The 20295-nt window shown below is 37.7% G+C and carries 25 protein-coding genes and 1 pseudogene; 8 read left to right on the forward strand and 18 right to left on the reverse strand.

Features of this window, described 5'->3' with window-relative positions; all coding sequences use genetic code 11:
* Positions 1-5: 5 nt before the first annotated feature.
* A complete protein-coding gene (locus JOOMADRAFT_RS00360; RefSeq protein WP_008610607.1) occupies positions 6-1364 on the reverse strand; it encodes a cytochrome ubiquinol oxidase subunit I in 1359 nt (452 codons plus the stop codon).
* Between the two features lie 204 nt (positions 1365-1568).
* On the opposite strand from JOOMADRAFT_RS00360, the gene JOOMADRAFT_RS00365 reads away from it, so the two are divergent.
* The 7 genes and pseudogenes from JOOMADRAFT_RS00365 (at position 1569) to JOOMADRAFT_RS00390 (ending at position 6449) form a co-directional block, all read left to right on the forward strand.
* The gene (locus JOOMADRAFT_RS00365; protein ID WP_040879418.1) at positions 1569-1886 is read left to right on the forward strand and encodes a hypothetical protein; all 318 of its coding nucleotides are present in this window, start codon (positions 1569-1571) and stop codon (positions 1884-1886) included.
* A gap of 126 nt (positions 1887-2012) precedes the next feature.
* Entirely contained in the window at positions 2013-2414 is a 402-nt protein-coding gene (locus JOOMADRAFT_RS00370; RefSeq protein ID WP_008610609.1) for a DoxX family protein, read from the forward strand.
* 2 nt (positions 2415-2416) lie between these two features.
* Entirely contained in the window at positions 2417-2839 is a 423-nt protein-coding gene (locus JOOMADRAFT_RS00375) for a DsrE family protein (RefSeq protein ID WP_008610610.1), read from the forward strand.
* A gap of 2 nt (positions 2840-2841) precedes the next feature.
* A complete protein-coding gene (locus JOOMADRAFT_RS00380) occupies positions 2842-4500 on the forward strand; it encodes a bifunctional metallophosphatase/5'-nucleotidase (RefSeq protein ID WP_008610611.1) in 1659 nt (552 codons plus the stop codon).
* Between the two features lie 139 nt (positions 4501-4639).
* On the forward strand, positions 4640-5212 hold the full coding sequence (locus tag JOOMADRAFT_RS20380) for a DUF4372 domain-containing protein (protein ID WP_211206187.1): 573 nt from the start codon (positions 4640-4642) through the stop codon (positions 5210-5212).
* A gap of 12 nt (positions 5213-5224) precedes the next feature.
* A pseudogene (locus JOOMADRAFT_RS20385) lies at positions 5225-5809 on the forward strand (IS4 family transposase); the annotation flags it as partial.
* Positions 5810-5831: 22 nt separating this feature from the next.
* Complete coding sequence (locus tag JOOMADRAFT_RS00390) at positions 5832-6449, forward strand: TlpA family protein disulfide reductase (RefSeq protein WP_040879845.1); 618 nt, start codon at positions 5832-5834, stop codon at positions 6447-6449.
* A gap of 75 nt (positions 6450-6524) precedes the next feature.
* On the opposite strand, the gene JOOMADRAFT_RS00395 is transcribed toward JOOMADRAFT_RS00390, so the two are convergent.
* The 15 genes from JOOMADRAFT_RS00395 to JOOMADRAFT_RS00460 all read right to left on the reverse strand — a co-directional run bounded on the left by JOOMADRAFT_RS00395 (position 6525) and on the right by JOOMADRAFT_RS00460 (position 17400).
* Positions 6525-7127 carry a class I SAM-dependent methyltransferase gene (locus tag JOOMADRAFT_RS00395; RefSeq protein ID WP_008610614.1) on the reverse strand — a complete coding sequence of 201 codons (603 nt, stop codon included), beginning with the start codon at positions 7125-7127 and terminating at the stop codon, positions 6525-6527.
* 6 nt (positions 7128-7133) lie between these two features.
* Positions 7134-7586 carry a methyltransferase family protein gene (locus JOOMADRAFT_RS00400; RefSeq protein ID WP_008610615.1) on the reverse strand — a complete coding sequence of 151 codons (453 nt, stop codon included), beginning with the start codon at positions 7584-7586 and terminating at the stop codon, positions 7134-7136.
* Positions 7587-7615: 29 nt separating this feature from the next.
* Positions 7616-8095: a Dps family protein gene (locus JOOMADRAFT_RS00405; RefSeq protein ID WP_008610616.1), complete on the reverse strand. Its 480-nt coding sequence runs from the start codon at positions 8093-8095 to the stop codon at positions 7616-7618.
* Between the two features lie 3 nt (positions 8096-8098).
* Positions 8099-9430, reverse strand: coding sequence for an MBL fold metallo-hydrolase (locus JOOMADRAFT_RS00410; protein WP_008610617.1), 1332 nt, complete (start codon positions 9428-9430; stop codon positions 8099-8101).
* Positions 9431-9509: 79 nt separating this feature from the next.
* A complete protein-coding gene (locus tag JOOMADRAFT_RS00415) occupies positions 9510-9713 on the reverse strand; it encodes a YgaP family membrane protein (RefSeq protein ID WP_008610618.1) in 204 nt (67 codons plus the stop codon).
* A gap of 103 nt (positions 9714-9816) precedes the next feature.
* Complete coding sequence (locus tag JOOMADRAFT_RS00420; RefSeq protein ID WP_008610619.1) at positions 9817-11064, reverse strand: NAD(P)/FAD-dependent oxidoreductase; 1248 nt, start codon at positions 11062-11064, stop codon at positions 9817-9819.
* 97 nt (positions 11065-11161) lie between these two features.
* Complete coding sequence (locus tag JOOMADRAFT_RS00425) at positions 11162-11872, reverse strand: DUF2490 domain-containing protein (RefSeq protein WP_008610620.1); 711 nt, start codon at positions 11870-11872, stop codon at positions 11162-11164.
* A gap of 169 nt (positions 11873-12041) precedes the next feature.
* Complete coding sequence (locus JOOMADRAFT_RS00430) at positions 12042-12314, reverse strand: heavy-metal-associated domain-containing protein (protein WP_008610621.1); 273 nt, start codon at positions 12312-12314, stop codon at positions 12042-12044.
* Between the two features lie 158 nt (positions 12315-12472).
* The gene (locus JOOMADRAFT_RS00435) at positions 12473-12871 is read right to left on the reverse strand and encodes a hypothetical protein (RefSeq protein WP_008610623.1); all 399 of its coding nucleotides are present in this window, start codon (positions 12869-12871) and stop codon (positions 12473-12475) included.
* 4 nt (positions 12872-12875) lie between these two features.
* The gene (locus tag JOOMADRAFT_RS00440; RefSeq protein WP_245547633.1) at positions 12876-13136 is read right to left on the reverse strand and encodes a hypothetical protein; all 261 of its coding nucleotides are present in this window, start codon (positions 13134-13136) and stop codon (positions 12876-12878) included.
* A gap of 2 nt (positions 13137-13138) precedes the next feature.
* The gene (locus JOOMADRAFT_RS00445) at positions 13139-14158 is read right to left on the reverse strand and encodes a cytochrome c (protein WP_008610625.1); all 1020 of its coding nucleotides are present in this window, start codon (positions 14156-14158) and stop codon (positions 13139-13141) included.
* A 2-nt stretch (positions 14159-14160) separates the two neighbouring features.
* Entirely contained in the window at positions 14161-15963 is a 1803-nt protein-coding gene (locus tag JOOMADRAFT_RS00450; protein ID WP_157136707.1) for a cbb3-type cytochrome c oxidase subunit I, read from the reverse strand.
* Positions 15964-16013: 50 nt separating this feature from the next.
* Positions 16014-16229, reverse strand: a complete 216-nt coding sequence (locus JOOMADRAFT_RS19595) for a hypothetical protein (RefSeq protein WP_008610627.1) — start codon at positions 16227-16229, stop codon at positions 16014-16016.
* Positions 16230-16233: 4 nt separating this feature from the next.
* Positions 16234-16578: a rhodanese-like domain-containing protein gene (locus JOOMADRAFT_RS00455; protein WP_008610628.1), complete on the reverse strand. Its 345-nt coding sequence runs from the start codon at positions 16576-16578 to the stop codon at positions 16234-16236.
* A 162-nt stretch (positions 16579-16740) separates the two neighbouring features.
* Complete coding sequence (locus JOOMADRAFT_RS00460) at positions 16741-17400, reverse strand: peroxiredoxin (protein WP_008610630.1); 660 nt, start codon at positions 17398-17400, stop codon at positions 16741-16743.
* 120 nt (positions 17401-17520) lie between these two features.
* On the opposite strand from JOOMADRAFT_RS00460, the gene JOOMADRAFT_RS00465 reads away from it, so the two are divergent.
* The gene (locus tag JOOMADRAFT_RS00465; RefSeq protein WP_008610631.1) at positions 17521-18114 is read left to right on the forward strand and encodes a class I SAM-dependent methyltransferase; all 594 of its coding nucleotides are present in this window, start codon (positions 17521-17523) and stop codon (positions 18112-18114) included.
* Here JOOMADRAFT_RS00465 and JOOMADRAFT_RS00470 read toward each other — a convergent pair.
* On the reverse strand, positions 18099-18740 hold the full coding sequence (locus JOOMADRAFT_RS00470; RefSeq protein WP_008610632.1) for a class I SAM-dependent methyltransferase: 642 nt from the start codon (positions 18738-18740) through the stop codon (positions 18099-18101). The genes JOOMADRAFT_RS00465 and JOOMADRAFT_RS00470 overlap by 16 nt on opposite strands.
* A gap of 28 nt (positions 18741-18768) precedes the next feature.
* The gene (locus JOOMADRAFT_RS00475; RefSeq protein ID WP_008610633.1) at positions 18769-20187 is read right to left on the reverse strand and encodes an MBL fold metallo-hydrolase; all 1419 of its coding nucleotides are present in this window, start codon (positions 20185-20187) and stop codon (positions 18769-18771) included.
* Positions 20188-20295 lie beyond the last annotated feature (108 nt).

Here is a 20295-nt window from a genome sequence, read left to right on the forward strand (position 1 = left end):
AGTTATTAACTTACGTATTTTAAAAATTCATCCGGGTTTTTAGCTTCATCGTATGGACCGTGCTTTATCTTTTTATTTACAGAGTAAATGAACAATAAAAAAAGTATGGCGTAAACCACTAGGAACAATATCAGTGAAAACAAAATTTGATTCGAAGACACCTCTTGTGAAAAGCCCTCGTTTGTTCTTAAGTGTCCATAAACTATCCAAGGTTGTCTGCCCATTTCTGCTGCAAACCAACCTACTTGATTTGCTATTTGCGGTAAAAGCACGGAGAATGCAAAAATCTTCAGCAGCCATTTTTTTTCAAATAATCTACCTTTCCACCATAAGTAACTAGCGTACAATGTGAGGCCTATTAAAAACATACCTATACTAATCATAATATGATAAAATTGAAAAACCGCATTCACCTGTCCGGGTCTATCTTCCTTTGGAAAGGCATTTAGTCCCGTAACCGGTGCTTCAAAATCTTGGTCAATCATAAAGGATAGACCACCTGGTATTTTTAGGCCCGTGACTTCTTGGGTTTCATCATTTACCCAACCAAACAGATATAAATCGGCCGAACCACTTTCCTCATAATGACCTTCCATTGCGGCAAGTTTAGCAGGTTGGTTTTCGGCAACAACTTCTGCAGAACTATGTCCTGAAAGCAATTGAGTTAAAGAAATAACAGTGGCTATACCCAAAGCGATTTTGAATGCTTTTTTTGAAATTTCAACATATCGCTCCTTTAGTAGATAATAAGCGTGAACGCTTAATACTAAAAAAGCACCGGCTAAAAATGCGCCTTGCCATACGTGAATAATTCTATCTACACTGGATGGATTAAAAACCATTGCCCAGAAATCTGTAACCTCTGCCCTTGCATTAAATCCTTCACCTACAATATGATAACCTGCAGGCGTTTGTTGCCAACTATTAGCCACAACAATCCATACCGCTGAAAACATTGAGCCCAAAAACACCCCTATGGTTGAAATGAAGTGAACTTTCGGCGAGACCCTGTTCCAGCCAAATAGCAGTATCCCTAAAAAAGCACTTTCCAAGCCAAAGGCAAACAAACCTTCGGCTGCCAAAGCACTGCCAAAAATATCGCCAACATATCTTGAATATACAGCCCAATTTGTGCCAAATTCAAACTCCATAATTATACCAGTTGCCACACCTATACCAAAGGTGATGGCGAAGATTTTTAACCAAAAACGGGTTAAAATCTCGTATTGTTTATTACCTGTTTTTATGTACATCCCTTCCATAAAAACCATAATCAATCCCAAACCGATACTCAAAGGCGGGTAGATGTAGTGGAAGGCAATGGTAAATGCGAATTGTATTCGAGCAAGAATTTCTACATCCATAATGTGTTAATATTTTGTTACAAAGGTAGAAAAAGGTCTTTCTAAACTGTGTAACATATGTAACCTTATTGTGAATTATATCGATTTGAATATTAAAATGAACTTAAGTAACAAAGGTTACAAACGATGCACTTTCTTTCTTATATTTTTGTTCCAATCGTGAAAACTAAAACTTACATAGCAGTGCTGCTCACTTTCATCTTTATGGCAAAATTTCTTGCTATAGATGCCAATGGATTGAATGTTCTATTCAGCGGAAGCGATATCACATTTGTAAAACCTCATTGCAAGAAGAAAAATTCTGTAAAAAATTTACAGTCAACATCGGCATTTTCTCAAGTTGACAATACAACTTCACAAGTTGTTGATTTAAGCGGTTTTTGTACATCACAATTTCAGTTGGAATTATTCACTTGGGAAACAAATACCTCCAAGCCTATTGCAGTTTTCAACGAACATTTCAATTCCAACTTGAGTTATCGCTACTTGGATAATGATTCCCCACCTCCACGTTTGGCTTAAATACGATTACTTTCTTAAAATTTAATGTCGGTGCTTCTTTACAAGTTGTTTGTATGCAAGACTTTGTGCTAAATGAATAGTTATGGCCAGACATTAAACAAAATCAATCTTTTTAACTTATTTACAATGACGACAAAAATTTTAATAAGCCGTCGTTCCATACAGCTATTGCGCGTAATGGTAAGCGGTATATTCCTCGTAGCAGGTTTTAATCATCTACTCAATGTAGAGAAAACTGCCCAGCGTATAGAGCAGGCAAGTTTTAAGGGTATCGCACATTTTTTTGGCGAACCCCAGTGGCTAATCATACTTTCGGGTATTGCAATGCTTGTGGCAGGCTTTCTATTTTTAATAGGATATAAAACCAAATGGGCGGCAATGGTGCTGATAGCTGTCTTAATTCCCATCACATTAACAGTTCAAGTGGGACAAATAACAACACTTGGACCACTTTTTAAAAATATAGCAATTCTCGGTGGACTTCTTTTTTTCATATTGAACGATACCAATAACCTTTTAAATAAATAAAAATGAAAACATACATCTTTAGTTCAGTAATCTTAATGTTGACCCTGTTCGGAGCCCTTAATACACAGGCACAGCAAATAGACAATGCCAAAAACAATTACGTGGTACTTACCAAAAAAGTGCCACAGTTACAGCCAATACTATTGACTGCCGAATCCCTAAAAGCTGAAGACGGCGAAGCTTTTGGGGATTTTCAGGTAATTATTTGCGGAAAGGAAATAGGTGATATCACTGATACCGAAAAAATAAGCGACTTCATCATAAAAGCCGAAAAAGCTGGTGTTCAACTAATAGCCTGTGGCTTTTCGCTCAATAAATTCAAAGTAGATAAAACCAAAGTCCCAAAAGAAATTGAGGTTGTTGAGAACGGAATTCTGTACAACTTCCAACTCCAGAAAAAAGGGTATAAAAGTATAAGCTTATAACTATGACAGTATTTAAGAGATATCTCCAAACAACTTTAGTATTAATCGGAATATTATTCGGAATGGTTTCTTGTAAAACAGAAAAATCGAACACAATGGAAACTAATGATTCAGTTAAAGACACATTGAGTATAACGATATTACAGACAGCGGATATACACGGTCAATTGGACACCCATCCTGAACTATTTTGGGAAAATGAAAAGGTAGTATTTAAAAACCGTGGCGGTCTCGCTAATATTAAAACCCTTTTTGACCAGGAACGAGTGAAAAACCCAAATAGAACTATTATTGTAGATGGTGGCGACCTTATACAAGGTAGTGGTTACACTGCTTTATCTGAAGGAAAAGTGATGCCTGATATTATAAAAAATATGGGCTATGATGTCATCATTCCCGGAAACTGGGAAGTGGTTTACGGAAAAGATATAATGATGGATGTAATGAAAGGGTACGACACACAGGTCATTGTCCAGAATATGTATCACGATGACAATGAAGAACCCTTATTTCCAGCCTCTTGGATTAAGGAAATCGAAGGGATTCGCCTAGGATTTATAGGTGTCAATGACCCAGATGTGCCCATTAGACAAAACCCTATTTTTAGCAAAGGAATTGGCTTTAGTGGACTAGACGAAAATCTAAAGAAAATGGTGGACGACTTTAAGGTCAAGAAAAATATTGATGTTTTGTTTTTAGTAACGCATCTTGGAATTTTTAAACAAGTTGAGCTTGCCAATAATTCCATAGCAGAGCACGCAGATTATATATTGGGTAACGATACCCACGAACGTGTGCGTGAACCTATACAAGGCAAATATGCAAAAGTGACTGAACCTGGGGCTTTTGGTTCATTTGTAGGTAAGTTGACCTTGAATTTTGTGGATGGCGTGTTAGTGGATGACGATTATGAACTCATCGATGTTGACCCAAAAGTCTTTTCAGCCGATGAAAAAATACAGGCACTTGTGGATAAGGCAAAAGCACCTTACAAAGCAAATTTAGAAACCATAGTAGGTTATACCAACACACCTATTTATAGATATTTAACGGTAGAAAACCCGATGGACAATATGATAACCGATGCCGCTCGATGGAAAACGGGTGCAGATATCGCTATTTCAAATGGGTTTCGGTTTGGTAACCCCATTGTGCCCCAAAATGGAAAACCGGCACCGATTACGAGAGCCAATCTGTGGAACTTGCTCCCGGTAAATGAAAAGGTAAAAACAGGAAAAGCTACTGGAAAACAGATAAAGGACTGGTTGGAAAAAGAAATGCACAATGCCTTTTCTCAAAACCCGACCGAACGTTTTGGGGGTTGGTTAGTACGCTTTTCAGGAATGAAGGTCAACTTCAATAGCCAAAATGAAAAGCGCAAACGAATCCATAGCATAACCGTAAACGGCGAGCCAATGCAAGATGACCAGTATTATACCATCTCTGCCTGTGTGCGTCCCGGTGACCCTATCGATAATCTTTGTAGGATGCCCAATGTTAAGGATGTTGAAGTAAAGGATTATACCATTCACGATGTGGTGGAAGAATATTTAAAAGAAAACTCGCCAGTATCGCCAACATTAGAAGGCAGGGCCTATTGCGAATATCTTGGCGAGTATTCCTTTTCTACCGTACCCAAAACCGATTATAAATTTCAATAAAGAATAAAATTCACTAATGGGCACTAAAATATAAATCAAGTTCTTTTAAATTCTTTGTATATCGAGGTTACGGCGTTTTTTAACACGGTGACGATTTGAATTGGGTTCAGGATTTTTGCTGTTGCAAAATCCACATCCAATGAATCAAGGTAAATACATTTTTGCTCAGTTGACCGAATTCTTGCCCCGTCGCGTGTTTGACCGCATTGTCAAAAAGCACGATGGGAACAAATATGTCCGAAGCTTTACCTGCTGGAACCAAATGCTCTGTATGGTATTTGGTCAGCTCACCTCCAGGGAGAGCATGCGGGACCTGATGCTAAGCTTGGAAGCCCATCACTCGAAATATTATCATCTGGGTTTCGGAAAATCAATTTCAAGGCGCAACCTGGGCAAGGCCAACGAAAAACGCAGCAGCAAAATCTTTGAGGAGTTTGCCATCGTCCTGATTGAACAGGCTAGAAAGAGCTATTATCGGAACGATTTTGAGGTTAAGGTTGAAGGCAATGTGTATGCCCTGGACTCCACCACCATAGACCTGTGCTTGAACGTGTTTTGGTGGGCAGAGTTCAGAAAGGCCAAGGGCGGGATAAAGATCCATACGCTGTATGATGTAAAAACTTCCATCCCGAGTTTCCTTCACATATCCAATGCCAGTTTACACGATGTGAACGTTTTGGACATCATCCCTTTTGAACCAGGGGGTTTTTAGGTACTCGACAAAGCCTACATAGACTTTGAACGCTTGTACAAACTCCACGGTAAAGAAGCCTTTTTCGTTACCCGGGCCAAGGACAATATGCGGTTCAAGCTGATGTACTCCAACCCGACCGATAAAGCAGCAGGCGTGAAATATGACCAGATAGGCAAACTGGAAGGATATTATTCCCGAAAGGCCTTTCCGGACAAACTGCGCCGGATAAAATATTATGATGAAGAAACACAAAAAGAGTTTGTTTTCTTGACCAACAACACCGAGCTGGACGCCTTGGAAATCGCCCTGTTGTACAAAAAACGGTGGGAGGTTGAACTGTTTTTCAAGTGGATGAAACAACATTTAAAAATCAAATCCTTTTGGGGTACGACCCTAAATGCTGTTAAAATCCAGATTTACTGTGCGATTATTGCTTACTGTTTGGTTGCCATCATAGCGAACACCTTGAAAGTGGAGTGGAGAATCTACGAAATTTTACAGATTCTGAGCATATCGCTACTCGATAAAACACCTGTAAGAGAGATACTTACAAGACACGATTACAAAGGTGTCAATGAACTAAAAAATAAACAACTGAAAATCAATGGGTTTTAAGCGCCCACTAATGAATAAAATTATGGATAAGAAGAAAAAGAAAACTTGGATTCAGTATGGCATTTTTGCTGTGGTGGCGATTTTCCTTTACGCAACCGGACTACATACCGAAGTTATTGGTTTTGCACAGCGTGGACTATTGGCAACTGGCTTGATGAATCCTGATGTAGCTGAAATAGCGCAAGCAAGAAACAATGAAAACACCGAAGCGATTACTGAAAAGCTAAGCCTTACTGAAGGAGATTATAATCTAAAATTGACTGACCGGGATGGTAACATACATTCGTTGGAAGAGTTTAAGGGCAAAGTAATATTTTTAAACTTCTGGGCAACTTGGTGCCCACCTTGCGTAGCCGAAATGCCGAGCATTGATAAGTTACACGAAGAAATGGGTGATGATGTTGCTTTTGTATTATTATCATTTGATGATGATTTTGAAAAAGCCAAAGCTTTTGATAAACGAAAAGGCTATAATTTACCCATCTATGCTCCTGCGAGCAATCTTCCAGCTATGTTTCAATCATCTGCCTTACCTACAACCTATGTAATTGATGCGAAAGGAAACCTTGCTTTAACGCATAAAGGTATGGCTGATTACAGTGACCCGGAATTTAAAAACTTTCTTAATAGTTTAAAGTAAATTTCTACTGCAAAATAAAAAACCGCACTGTTTAATTCATACAATGCGGTTTTTATTTATATCAAAGTACACTCTCTACTTTATTCCCACAAATCGAATCACTTCAGCAATTCCCTGATGATGATTACCTTCGGAAAGCTCAATGGTTCCTTCCTTTAATAATTTAAAGTCGAGTTGCGGGAATTCTGTTTTTATTTCCTCAATGGAAAATAACATTGCTTCATTTTTTGGACCACCAGAAGCATTTCCCAATTGTGCTTTTGCAAACGCTTCAAAAATCACAATGCCATCAGGTTTTAAAAATTTCATCAAATGCAGATGAGCTTGGTTGCGTATTTCTGCGGGAAAATGGGCGTAGCAAAAGCCAATGGCATCAAACTGGGCGTCGCTCTGAAATTCTAGAATATCCGAAATTTTATAGTGGATAGAAACTTGATTTTCAGCTGCCAAACCCAATGCTTTTTCTTTACCTTTTTCACTTATATCAAAGGCAACCACGTCCCAACCTAGTGAAGCGGCATATATTGCATTACGCCCTTCACCTTCGGCAGGCAAGAGGATACTGCCAGGTTTTAACTTGTCAATCTGTTCCTTAAAGAATTTATTTGGCGCTGTGCCGTAGATATATTCTTGGTGACCGAAGCGTTCGTTCCAAAATTCAGCTGGGTATTGTTTCATAGTTCCCTAAATAAATCGTCGTGTTTTCTTTTTATAATCTTCATATTCGGAAAATGTTTGGCCAAGCAACTTTTCTTCATATCTTGACTTGTAATAAAATAAGGTAAATAACACCAATGTAATCAATAGCTTAACTAAAGATTCCTGATATATCGTAAACCCTAGTGCCGAAAAAACCAAAGCTGTGTAAATGGGATGCCTGGAAACTGAAAAGGCTCCAGTTCTAATTAACTTTCCGTTTGAAACTGGTGTTGGAAAAGGTGATATTTTAGTGTTGAGTTGAAGCAATGCAGTTGTTCCTAAAATTAAGGCCATCCCCGTAACAACCAATCCCGAATAGCGCAACCATTCGGGAATGCTGATTGATATTATTTTAAAAGGCACAAAATAGGTGGCAAATATCAAAAATTGAAGTGCTACGAATAGATAGTCTTGATATGAAAGCTTATTTATTTTCAATAGCTTTTAACTAATAAAATGGTTGGTTTTTATTCCAAATAGGATGAAAGCATCCAGACCAATTTTTCTTGCTCAACGATGTAATCACTCATTAAAGCAACAGTACCTTCATCATTTGCTTCGGAAGCCATAGTTAATATCGTTCGTTCTTTTGCCAATAAGATTTTTAAAGCGTCAAGAATTATATTAATTGCTTCTTCACCAACTTTTATGTTTTCGGCAGCTTTTATTTCGGTAGTATCCAGATATTTTTTGAAGGAATGAAATGGCGTTTCACTTAAAGTAAGTATGCGTTCTGCAATTTCATCTACCTTAATCAATGCGTCATTATATAGCTCTTCAAATTTAAGGTGCAATTCAAAGAATTTTTTCCCCTTGATGTTCCAATGAAACCCTCTCAAGTTCATATAGAACAATTGATAATTTGAAAGTAAATCATTCAGATTTTCAGCTACTTTTTTTGATTTTTCTATATTTAAACCAATGTTATTATTGTTTTTAGTGTCCATAATTTATTGTTTAAAATCGTTAATATTCTCACTTAAATCGTACACAGTCACACCTTTCAATTTTTTTTGAAGGATGCTACTTCCCGCCGCACTTCTGTATCCACCTGCACAATGTACAACAATAGGTTTATCTGTAGGTATTTGTCCCGCCGTATCACGCAATTCATTCAATGGATGTGATATCGCATTGTCAAAAAACTTGCCTTCTTCCACTTCGCTGGTATTACGGATGTCCACAATGGTATAGCTGTCCGGATTTTTTTTGAAATCTGCTAAATCCAGTTTTTCAGTAGTAACCAAATCTTCGTCTGAAATCGTAATCACTTTGTTGAGCAGTTTTTCGTAGCCAATTTTTGCCACACGGTGCAACATGGTGTCTTTGTTTTCTTTGCTATCGATAACCAGCGTAAATGTTTCTTCTGGCTTGATGATGGAACCTAGCCAAGTTTCAAATTTTGCATTTTCAGAAACTGCCTGTATATTGAAACTTCCTTTTAAATGCCCTTTTTTAAACGTTCCTTCATCACGCATATCAACGATAAGACCTTCGGAAGTTGAACTTTCAGTAAAAGGTATTTTTTCAATGGACGGTTGTAAATTATCAGCTCCGGTTTTGTTCGTATCGACATCAAATCCAAAATAATGAGGAATAAAGGGTTGCCCATCAAGAATGGTATCCATATATTCTTTCTTGGATTGCTTTTTGAACGCCCAATTCCCCATTCGCTCATTGCCCAAAGTACTGCTGGCAGCGTCGCTTAAGTTCTTTCCGCAGAGTGAACCTGCACCGTGAGCCGGATAAACCAATGCATCATCTGGCAAGTCTGTAAATTTATTTTGAATGGTGTTATACATCATTTCAGCCAGTTCTTCGCGTTTGGCTTTCATATTACCCGCCTTTTCACGTAAGTCAGGACGTCCAACATCGCCTATGAATAAGGTGTCGCCAGTAAATAAAGCTGTTTCATTCCCTTCCTTAGCTATCACGGTAATACTGTCTGGTGAATGCCCTGGTGTGTTAATCGCTTTAAGGGTTACATTTCCTAACTGGATACTATCGCCTTCATCAAATGAAGTGTGTGGATAGTCTGCACCCAACTTTTCACTATTGTATATAGTAGCTCCCGTTTTTTTATGTATTTCGAGATGTGAGCTTACAAAATCTGCGTGTGGGTGCGTTTCGATTACCGCAACAATTTCTGCATTGTTTGCTTTCGCAAAATCATAATACTGCTCGGGATTTCGTTCTGGGTCTATAACCGCCATCTTGCCATTACTCACAATAGCATAGGAATAATGTGATAGTGGCTTATATTCAAATTGTTTGATATTCATAATTTTAAATTTTATATAAAAATAAAAAAGGTTACAGCAAATAGCTGTAACCTTTGATACATAAGTTCAATTTATCTAGCTATTTTCTTGGACAGGTATTAAGACCCACTAATTTGTATAATGGACAAAAGCTCACAAAGCTGGTCAACAGGAAAACCGCCGCAACTGCGATTAATACATAAGCCAAGGTTCCTTCTATGATACCCTGCCAGTAGAGGATACCTATTACAATAGCGATGATAATTCTAATTATGCGGTCTGCACCGCCCATATTTTTTTTCATAATATTTAGTTTAAAAATTCAATAAATAGCACCACAGCAGTTATTATAATGATACACAACACACATACTATAAGAAGCTTTTTTGTTTTCTGTTTATCCAATGCTATACATCTTTACCCTTTAACATTTTATTCCAGTATAGATAGGGAAGGCCGTATTTTTTCAGCATCCACAAACGCCAATGTTCTTTTGAACTATCTGAAATAAACATTTGTTTAAGTTTAGGATCAGGGGTAAAATTATTGTTATAATCAAATTCTGCCAAAACCATTTTTCCATAATCGGTAACTAATGGGCAAGATGAGTAGCCGTTGTACGATTTATTCCCCATTTTATCGTGGTTGATAAGCAAGCCAAGGTTATCCACAACCACAGGCACTTGTTTTCTGATCGCTGCTCCGGTTTTAGCAGTGGGCAATCCGGCGACATCGCCGAGACCAAAAATATTTGCGTACCTATTGTGTTGCATTGTGTGCTTATCTACATCCAACCATCCCGCTTCGTTTACCAAAGTTGATTTACTTACAAAATCTGGTGCAACACTTGGTGGTGCGGTATGTAGCATATCATAATGAATACCTGTTAAATTCCCGTCTTTTTCAATTTTCACATTCTTATGGTTATATTCTTTTTCGTGCTCTGCAAATGAATACCAAGCAATTTTATTTGCTCCGTCTATTTTCTTTAGTTGATACCCAAAACGTAAATTGATATCTTTTCTATCTACAACTTCCATTAAAGTTTTAGCAATTTCCTTTACGCCAAAAATTACTGTTCCGGCGGTGGCAAAAACAACATCAGTTTTTGAACGTGTTTTGCTTTTCGCCCAATGGCTCTCGGCCAAGTACATAATTTTTTGTGGTGCCCCACCGCATTTAATAGGCGTTGTAGGCTGTGTAAATAATGCAGTACCTCCTTTAAAATTCTTCACAACGTCCCACGTGTGCTTTGGGTCTGTATAGTTGCTGCACACCACACCTTTATCAATTGCATCACCCAACCCGGGCACGAGACTAAAATCGTAGGCAAGACCTGATGCTACCACGAGATAATCATACGTGATATTGCCAGAATTGGCTGTACTTACCAAATTATTTTCTGGGTCGAAAGCTGTAGCTTTATCCTTAATCCATTTAGCGCCATTAGGCATTACATCAGCCATTGGCTTTCCTGTTTTTTCATAATCATAGGTTCCAGCACCTACCAGTGTCCAAGCTGGCTGATAATAATGGGTATCGGCTGGTTCTATAATTGCGATATCTTTGGTTTTCTTTTGCGTTATAAGCTGTGATGCTGTCATTATTCCAGCGGTTCCGCCGCCAATGATAAGCACTTGATGATGCGTTGCCATAGTTGTATAGTTTTTATCCTAATAAAGATATAGGATGAACATTTGAAAGTTTGTAACCTTTGTTACACAAATTAGGATTTACTATTCGCTATAATCTTTATAGTGTAAACATTACAGAGGTTTCCCAAATATGGTTATTGATAACGATTTCAGTTCTCGGGATATTAATATAATGATATCCTGATGTGATAGTAATATACTCATTTTCCTGAAAGCGTAAACCGAGAAACATCCAGTTTTGGTCTAGTTTTTTGGGCTGTAGTCTTTTTTTAAAATCAAGAAATACTTCATCGTAAGCCAAAACTGAAATTTTGGGCTTTTTAAAAACTGGTACCTCTATAATAAATCGATAACGTAATCTATTGCCATAATTACTGCCTGTAATTTCAGAGTGGTCCTCTATTGTAGCTATTTTATCTTGAAAGCGCTCTTCAAATCGTAACCTATGAGATAAGGTAAATGAATGAAATGGCTGTTTGATAAATAATTGCTGCCAAAGATTGTTTTCTTGCGTATCTATGGGTGTTGAAAACTCTGAATAAGAATAATTTTGAATAAATGTATAACCTATGCCAACTGTAATAAATGGATTGACCTTGTGCTGAATTGAAGGCCGTAGTACAAACTGTTCCCAATCTTGAAGAAAATTTGTACGTCTAAAATTGAATTCAGATTTTACAAACCAATTTTCATTTATAGCTGCCTTAACTGTGAAGGTGTTCCAACTGCTACTGTGCTCAAATTGCTCCTGTTGTGCTCTTGTAGTCCCTACAAAAAACAAGAGACCTATTAGTAAACTATATCTCATCTATAAATGTTTGTTTAGCCAAAAATATAGTATGCAACGAGAGAAAAAGGTAACCCCTGTTACAGAAGTCAACATTTCGAAAAAAAAGAAAAAAAGAAAAAGGGCAGACCTTAATAGTCTGCCCCTTAACCTAACCAACTATTGGCTGGCTCGCATCAAGTGTACTAATTTAAGCAATGTTCAATTTTCCTGTCGCACAGCTTATAAGAGATTTTGCCTTATTTACGACTGTATTATCAACACCTTCTGGTGGATAGCCCATTTGTGTAAGCATTCGTTCTGCTATGGCAAGGTCATTTACGGTTTCATAGCTAAAACTGACCTCTGAAGTCTCATCGCTTACCTGCACGTTATTTATACCTGATAACTTCAGTAGCCGAACAGCAATGCCATTTGTACAGCCGCCACATTTAATGTTTTGTAATTTAAGTGTTGTTTTCATTTTATTTATTTTCTAGATTTATTAATCGTTCTTCTATTAGTATAAACTTCTTTATGATGGTGATATGTGTTTTGTTGGGTCGATACCTAAAGGGCTATCATTATTATGTACCTCTTTCTCAATTTTATGATAAACTTCTTTGTCAATCATAGTGTAGTTTATAAAGTTAATGAGGTTATCAAGTAGTAAATTGCCCAAGCAGCAAATATGATTATCCCTGCCCACAGCCAAGAGGGTATGCTTTGTGGAGTTTCGCTTCCCTCAATAAGAAAGTGTTTTTTTCCTCCTTTTCCATAAGCGTTAATCATAACGGGCACTTTACCATCTACAATTGCATTTTGTTTTATACCGTCAATATCGATAGCTGGGCCATTACGCACTATAAAATCTACTTTCTTAATACCCTCTTTGCCATAAGGGTCTTTACTGATAATTTTTAAAGTATGCTCGCCATCCACCATTTTGGTTGTGTCGAGTTCAAAATTTATAGGCACCTCATATTCTCCAATAGGTATTGGCTCTTCATCCAAAAATATTATGACCTTATTGCTTTCCATTGTCTTAGTCAAAATTCAATATTTTACGCTTGATGTGCGATGGTTTTGTTTCTCCTGGTTTTATAATCCATTTTATGGAATAATAAAGAGATATAAGGACTATAATGGATGTTAGAATTACAATGACGTAATCCCATTGCTGTTGTGGTCCTGCACCGTGTCCAATACCTTTCAATATTCCAGGTTGACTGCGTTCACATTCTGGGCAGGCCATAGCGGCTAAAGGCAATAACAATGTCACAATTAAAAAATGTCCTTTTTTCATAATCATTGATTTTCGTTCTGCTTTTTAAGTTCTTCCAGAATTTTATTGATTTCTTCTAGGCTTACTTCAGGTGCGTCATTGCTCCAACTGGTACGTTCGTGGTTCATCAATGCAACCAATTCTTCTAGCGATAGGTCATTAATTTGGCCGATTGCGGGCATTTCGCCGTATTCTTCCCTTGCATTATAGCCATACATTATGATATTGACCATAGAGGTTGGGTCTATGCCCTGCACGATGGCACTTCCGTCCAATGGTGGGAACGCACCGCTAACCCCTTTGCCATCGGTTTGGTGGCAACTGGCGCAATAATTGGTATATAATTCTGCTCCGTCTAAAGCGGAAGAACCTCCAGATTCGTTAGCTCCATGTTTTTTCTGTTCCCTTTTGTATAAAAATTCTGGGCTAGGCGTTCCATCTGGAAGTTTAACCTGTTGCAGTGATTTTAAATAGGCGACCAGTGCAATGGCATCTTCGGTGGCGACTACCTTTTTGCTTTTGTCCTTGATGTATCTAGCTGGTAGATTGACTATTTTGTCCTTTTCCGTAATCTTGATAGAATCCTTAAGTTCAAATAACCAAGGGTAAGGTGCCATAACTGAATTTTCTACTACTGCTCTTGGCTGGTAAAGGTGTGTTAAATGCCAATCTTCGCTTGGTTGTCTTTTTCCTATATTGGTCAAGTCGGGACCTGTTCTTTCTGTGCCCATTAAGGTGGCCGTATTTACCCAGAAATTAGTCCGTTCTATACCTGCATAATCCGCTGCGACGTTGGGGCGGCTTCCCCAAACCTTATCTATTTCCACATTACGCACCTGTTGCGTGTGGCAGGCAACACAGCCATTGCCAATATATACCATTTTACCACGCTGTTCTATTTCGGTCAAGGGTATAGAATCGGGTAAGGGTTCGTAGCTGTATTGGTTGTTTAAAGCAGGGAAAATAGCCACGAAAACAGTAAGCGTACCGAATAACAGTATCACTAATAGAAAGAGTCTTTTATGATTGCTGAATATATCCATAGCTATGTCTTTAGGTCTTCTTCAATTTCACTTTCCTTATTGTCGTTTTGCAATAACTGCAATGTCACTTCATGGATATCAACTTCTTTTTCCACTCGTACCATTTTATAGAAATTATAGGCAAATACAATATGGGATAACCACATCAATGTCCCGCCTATGGCACGCCATAGCCAATAAGGCTCCATCAATACTACAGAGTTTATAAAAGGTTCTCCATCTCCCCAAGAAAGTCCTTTGAGCGTCCCACCTATCATAAGAGGTATTGTATAAAATTGAAGCCCTACCAAGGCCATCCAGAAGTGTGCTCCTACCCATAGTTGGGTCGGTTCCTTGCCTGTCAATCTTGGTACAATAGCATAGACGCCTGCAAACAGGGTAAATGTTATAATCCCATACATTGTGATGTGGGAATGTGCTATGGTAAAATCAGTAAAATGCCATAATAGATTGGTAAACCTAAACGCTTCCGCAGTCCCTTGAAGCGAGCCTGTGAAATAATAAATAACCCCAACAAGGAAAAAAGGTAGAGAGTAACTACTGGCCACCTTGTTCCAAGAACCTTTGAAAGTCATCAAAAAGTTTATTGTTCCTGCCGCAACGGGTATCAACATACCCACACTACCCACAATTGCAACGGTTTGCAACCACCAAGGCAGGGAACTAAATACGAAATGGTGCGTGCCAATTAGGGTATAGAACAAAATTTGCGTCCAAAATGCCAATATGCCCAAACTATACGAATAAATGGGTTTATTTAATTGCTGGGGAAGAAAATAATATAACAGCCCCAATACAAACATCATAAACCAAAGCCCTACGGCCTGGTGCATATAATACCCTTGTATAATGGTTTCTCCAAGTCCATCTTGCCAAAAAGGAAGATACGATACTACAGCAATGATGTTAATGAAGATAACAGCTGCTATTATATACCAGTTTGATATGTAAATTTCTTTGGTTTTCCTAATGGCTACAGTCTTGTAATAATTGAAAAGACTCAACATTAAACCAATAACAAACAACAACATTACCGGCCAGATATATTCGCGATATTCGCCACCACCATTGTTTATTCCTGCCATCAACGAAATTGTACCAATGATATGGGATGCGTTTATAAAATAGAGCGAATACCATCCTAATTTTAAACTGGCGATACTCGTGTTACCCACTCGTGGTACTGTATAATATCCCAACCCTAACATTGCAAGGGAAGACCATCCCCAAAAGACCAGATTTGTATGTACAGGACGCAAACGCCCAAAACTTAACCAACTTACTGAATCCGCATCAGGTACAAGAAATTTAATGCCTAAATATTCACCAACACTCGTTCCCAACAACAACCAGAATATGGCAGAACCCAAAAACCAAAGCACCAGCTTTGTCAGGTTTTTATCTATTTTAGGACGCTTGGGTGGTTGGCTCTTTCTGGCAAAGAATGAATTAATCAATTCATTGGTAGGGTTCTGTATTAAACCGCGAACATCCTTTGCGGGTTGCTTTCCAGAAAGTTCCGCATTTGACAATTTATATTCCAGTCGTCGTTTTTTCTCTGCTATTTGTTCCGGATTTAAGCTGGCCTTGTTTCTAACAATTTCTTCTGCTAAAATTTTGGCCTGTTTGAGAGTTTCCTTATTTCTAATTTGCTTTGCAATCCTATACGATTTCATCGTAAGAATGATAATTCCTAAAATCATAGGAATAGCTATAAGTACTATGGTTATCAATACTCCTGGCGAACTCCATAATGATACTTCATCAGGGGTCTGCTCTTGAGCCAATACCATTGAGGGTATCATTAAAAAGAGAATGCTATAAAATATTGATTTCCTCACGTTAGTAGTTCTTATTATTTCTTATTTAAGGCCTTATTCAAGATGTCTAATTGCTTGCTGTCCATCTTATCTAAAAAACGGGATATCTTATCTTTTAAATTATGGCTGGAGAGTCTTTTTAGCTCTTCATACTCATCTGCCACTAATCGTAATCGATATATATACACGCCCACGAAAGCTAGAACCAAGAAGGCAATTACCAGTGCCCAAATTACAAGTGTATTGTCCATAATCTTATTTTTTAAATGGCCAACCCATATAACCTCCCCGTAAATCATAGATTTTTGTAAACCCCATTTCCTGCAACTTTGCAGCGGCTTGTTGGCTTCGATTCCCTGAACGACAGTAGAGATAGATAGGTTCTTTTTTATCTAACTTGTTGAATTCTTCAGAAAATTTTTCCTGCTGGAAGAAATCTATATTTAAAGCCCCTTTAATTGCACCTTCTTTATATTCTTGTGCTGTACGCACATCCACCAATTGGATGTTATCATTTGAAATGGCTTCATTAAATTTTGAAGCTGCAAGGATTTTTATAGAATTGTTTTGTTGCGCTTTTGCGCCGAATAGACTGCTCATAATTATACTTATTTATACGATTTTTTTCATTGTTTTACGCTCTATAAATTTATGAGTATAGTTATAAGTTGTTAGTAACTTATGTTACAGTAGTGCAAAAAAAGCGACGATTGCTCGTCGCTTTTTAACTAACCAACCTTAACTAAAAACTAACTTTGTTGATTACAATGATTTTTTGGCGAGATAAAAATCTACTTTTTCACAGCCGTCATCTGCAATTCTTGCATTCATTTCATCCAATGTTTTCGGCGGTGGCACGATAACCTTATCGCCCTTTTTCCAATCTAATGGCATTGCCACTTTATGTTCATCTGAAACTTGCAAGGCTTCCAGTGCTCTTAAAATCTCATCCATATTTCTACCTACATTCAACGGGTAGTACATTATCAAGCGTATTTTCTTTTTTGGGTCTATAAAGAATACAGCCCGTACTGCTGCAGTTTCGCTCTCGTTGGGTTGTAGCATTCCATAGAGTTTTGATACCTTCATATCAATATCTGCAATGATTGGGAAATCAAAATAGACACCGGTTTTCTCTCTTACGTTGTTTACCCATCCCAAATGCGAGTGTATGCTATCTATGCTCAATCCCAATAATTCTGTATTGAGCGCAGTAAATTCATCATTACGAATTGCAAAACCACTCATTTCGGTTGTACATACAGGTGTAAAATCTGCAGGGTGCGAGAACATCACAATCCATTTATTTTTTGCAAAATCAACCATTTGCATATCCCCTTTAGTTGTTTTCGCTTTAAAATCAGGTGCTTTATCGCCTATTCTTGGCATTGAATGCACTGTAGTTGTTTCCGTGTTTTCCATAATATTTTTTTTATTTGTTGGTATAAAATTATTAAGATTACTTACCGAAAACAGTAACAAGCGTTACACAAACAAGGAATAGTTTCGTTTATATTGCAGAAACGTTAAATCAAATTATATATGGATTACAATACTACTTTTGACGCATTAGGAAACGTTGATATTTATGTCATCGACCAGATATTGAAGGGTCGTTATCTAAATGGCCAATCCATTTTGGATGCTGGTTGTGGTAAAGGACGAAATCTGAAGTGGTTTTATAAGAACGATTTTGAAATATTTGGAATAGATGCGGATTCTGAATTTTTAGCAAATGCCAAACAAAATTACCCTAAAGCAGCATCAAACTTTAGGGTTGGCACATTGGATAAATTGCCTTACGGCGAAAAAAGTTTTGACCACATTTTATGTTGTGCTGTATTGCATTTTGCACAAAGCGAAACCCATTTTACGGCTATGTTTTCAGAATTAATCCGCGTGCTGAAACCTGATGGAATGCTGCTCATTAGGATGGCATCAAATATAGGTTTGGATGGCAATGCCCTAAAAATCATCTTCAAAGACAATGGAAAAAAAGGCAACTACTATCTCACCCGCGAACGTATTACTGATTTAATAACTGAATTTAATATTGATTTGATAGAACCTATTAAAACAACCAATGTTAAAGATGAACGAGCGATGACGACGCTGGTGTTTCAGAAAATGTTTTGATTCATCTTCTTTTTGAAGCTACAAAAAAGAAAGTTTTGTAACGTTTTAAATGGTGTTATATGATTATTATTTAAGCAAGTGATTTTTTCAAAATCATTGCTAAATAACTCTATAAGCTCTTGCTCACAATACTGTTTAATTTTTAGTCCGCTGCATTTTTCAGGCCCATCTTTCGAAAAGGTTCCAATAATTAAGAAATTGGAAACATATTTTTTTGCGATTTGAAAATATTTATCACGTTCTTGAGCTGTTGTAAGAAAGTGAAAGGTTGCCCTATCGTGCCAAACATCATAAGTTTCTGTAGGTTTAAATTCTGTAATATCGCTGACTATCCATTTGATTTGTTTGGATTTATCTCCGAGTCTATACTTTGCTTTTTCCAAAGCTTTGGCTGAAATATCGAGCACGGTAATATTAGTATATCCTTCCTGAAGTAAATAATCCACTAATTTACTGTCTCCGCCTCCTACATCAATGATCTTAGCATCTTTATCTAACATAAAAGAATCTAAAAAATCCAATGATGTTATAGGCTTTTCTTGGGTCCAACTTACTTGTTCTGGATTTTTAGTTTCATATACTGATTCCCAATGTTGCTTGCGATTTAGTTCCTTTGCCCTTTTCATTAGTGTGTTTTCTTTGATAAATGGTATTTTATTTCAATGTTGATGGACAAACATAATCTGTAGTCTCAACACCAGCTTCTTTTATTGCCTTATATCCGCCTTGCACATCGATTAAATTATGTATGCCACGGCTTTTCAAAATAGAAGTTGCAATCATACTGCGATAGCCACCTTCACAATGGACGTAAAAGGTTTCATTTTTTGGATATTCTGCTAGATGTTGGTTTATATTGGATAAAGATGTGTTGTTCGCGTTGAGCACGTGTTCACTTTGAAACTCGGAAGGCTTTCTTACATCAAATACTGGAACATCATAATTGCTATCATCTTCAATTTGTTTGAATTCGCTAGCGGAAATAGATGTTACCATATCGTATTCCCTTGCCGCTCTTTTCCAAGCTTCAAAACCACCATCTAAATAGCCCAATGTATTGTCAAAGCCAACACGCGATAATCGTGTAATTGTTTCTTCAATTCGGTCTTTATCGGCAATCAACAAGATGGGTTGCTTCACATCTTTTATCAAATCGCCAACCCAAGGTGCAAAGCTTCCGTCAATACCTATAAAAATTGACCCTGGAATATGTCCTTTTGCAAAATCGTTTTGGTGCCTTACATCCAGCACCACGACTCCTGTTTCGTTGGCTACGGCTTCAAAAGCATCTGGCGCTAGCGCATTTTCGCTTTGAGCGATTACTTCGTCTATATTTTTATAGCCCTCTTTGTTCATTTTTACATTCATAGGGAAATAGGCTGGTGGCGGTAACAAGCCGGCAGTCACTTCCCTTACAAACTCTTCCTTGGTCATATCGGCACGTAAGGCATAGTTCATTTCTTTTTGGTGTCCCAAAGTATCGACAGTTTCCTTCATCATATTTTTACCACAGGCTGAACCTGCACCGTGAGCCGGATATACCATTATATCATCTGCAAGCGGCATAATTTTATTACGAAGGCTATCGTATAGTGTTTCTGCAAGCTGTTCTTGGGTCATATGTGCAGCCTTTTGTGCCAGATCGGGTCGTCCTACATCACCAAGGAATAATGTATCACCTGTAAACAAGGCTTGGTCTTTTCCATCTTTGCCCTTTAACAAATAGGTGGTGCTTTCCATTGTGTGCCCCGGTGTGTGTAGTGCTATGAAAGTAAGGTCGCCTAGTTTGAATTCCTGCCCATCCTTTGCAGTAGTGGCTTTAAATGTTGGATTTGCATTTGGGCCATAGATGATAGGTGCATCGGTTTTTTCTGAAAGGGTAACGTGACCTGAAACAAAATCAGCGTGAAAGTGGGTTTCAAAAATATATTTGATTTTTGCACCAGCCGCTTCAGCTTTGTCTATGTAAGGTTGCACTTCGCGCAATGGGTCAATAATAGCCACTTCTCCCTTGCTTTCAATATAATAGGCACCTTGTGCCAAACACCCTGTGTAAATCTGTTCTATTTTCATAATTTTTATGTTTTAAGTTATCGCTATTTTAAATTATGCTTTCGCAATTCAACTGCATTAAACATAAACTTGAGCGGGAATTATAGATTTAAAATTATAAGAGATTTT

Origin of the sequence: Galbibacter orientalis DSM 19592, from assembly GCF_000260115.1 — a bacterium.
Taxonomy (GTDB): domain Bacteria; phylum Bacteroidota; class Bacteroidia; order Flavobacteriales; family Flavobacteriaceae; genus Galbibacter; species Galbibacter orientalis.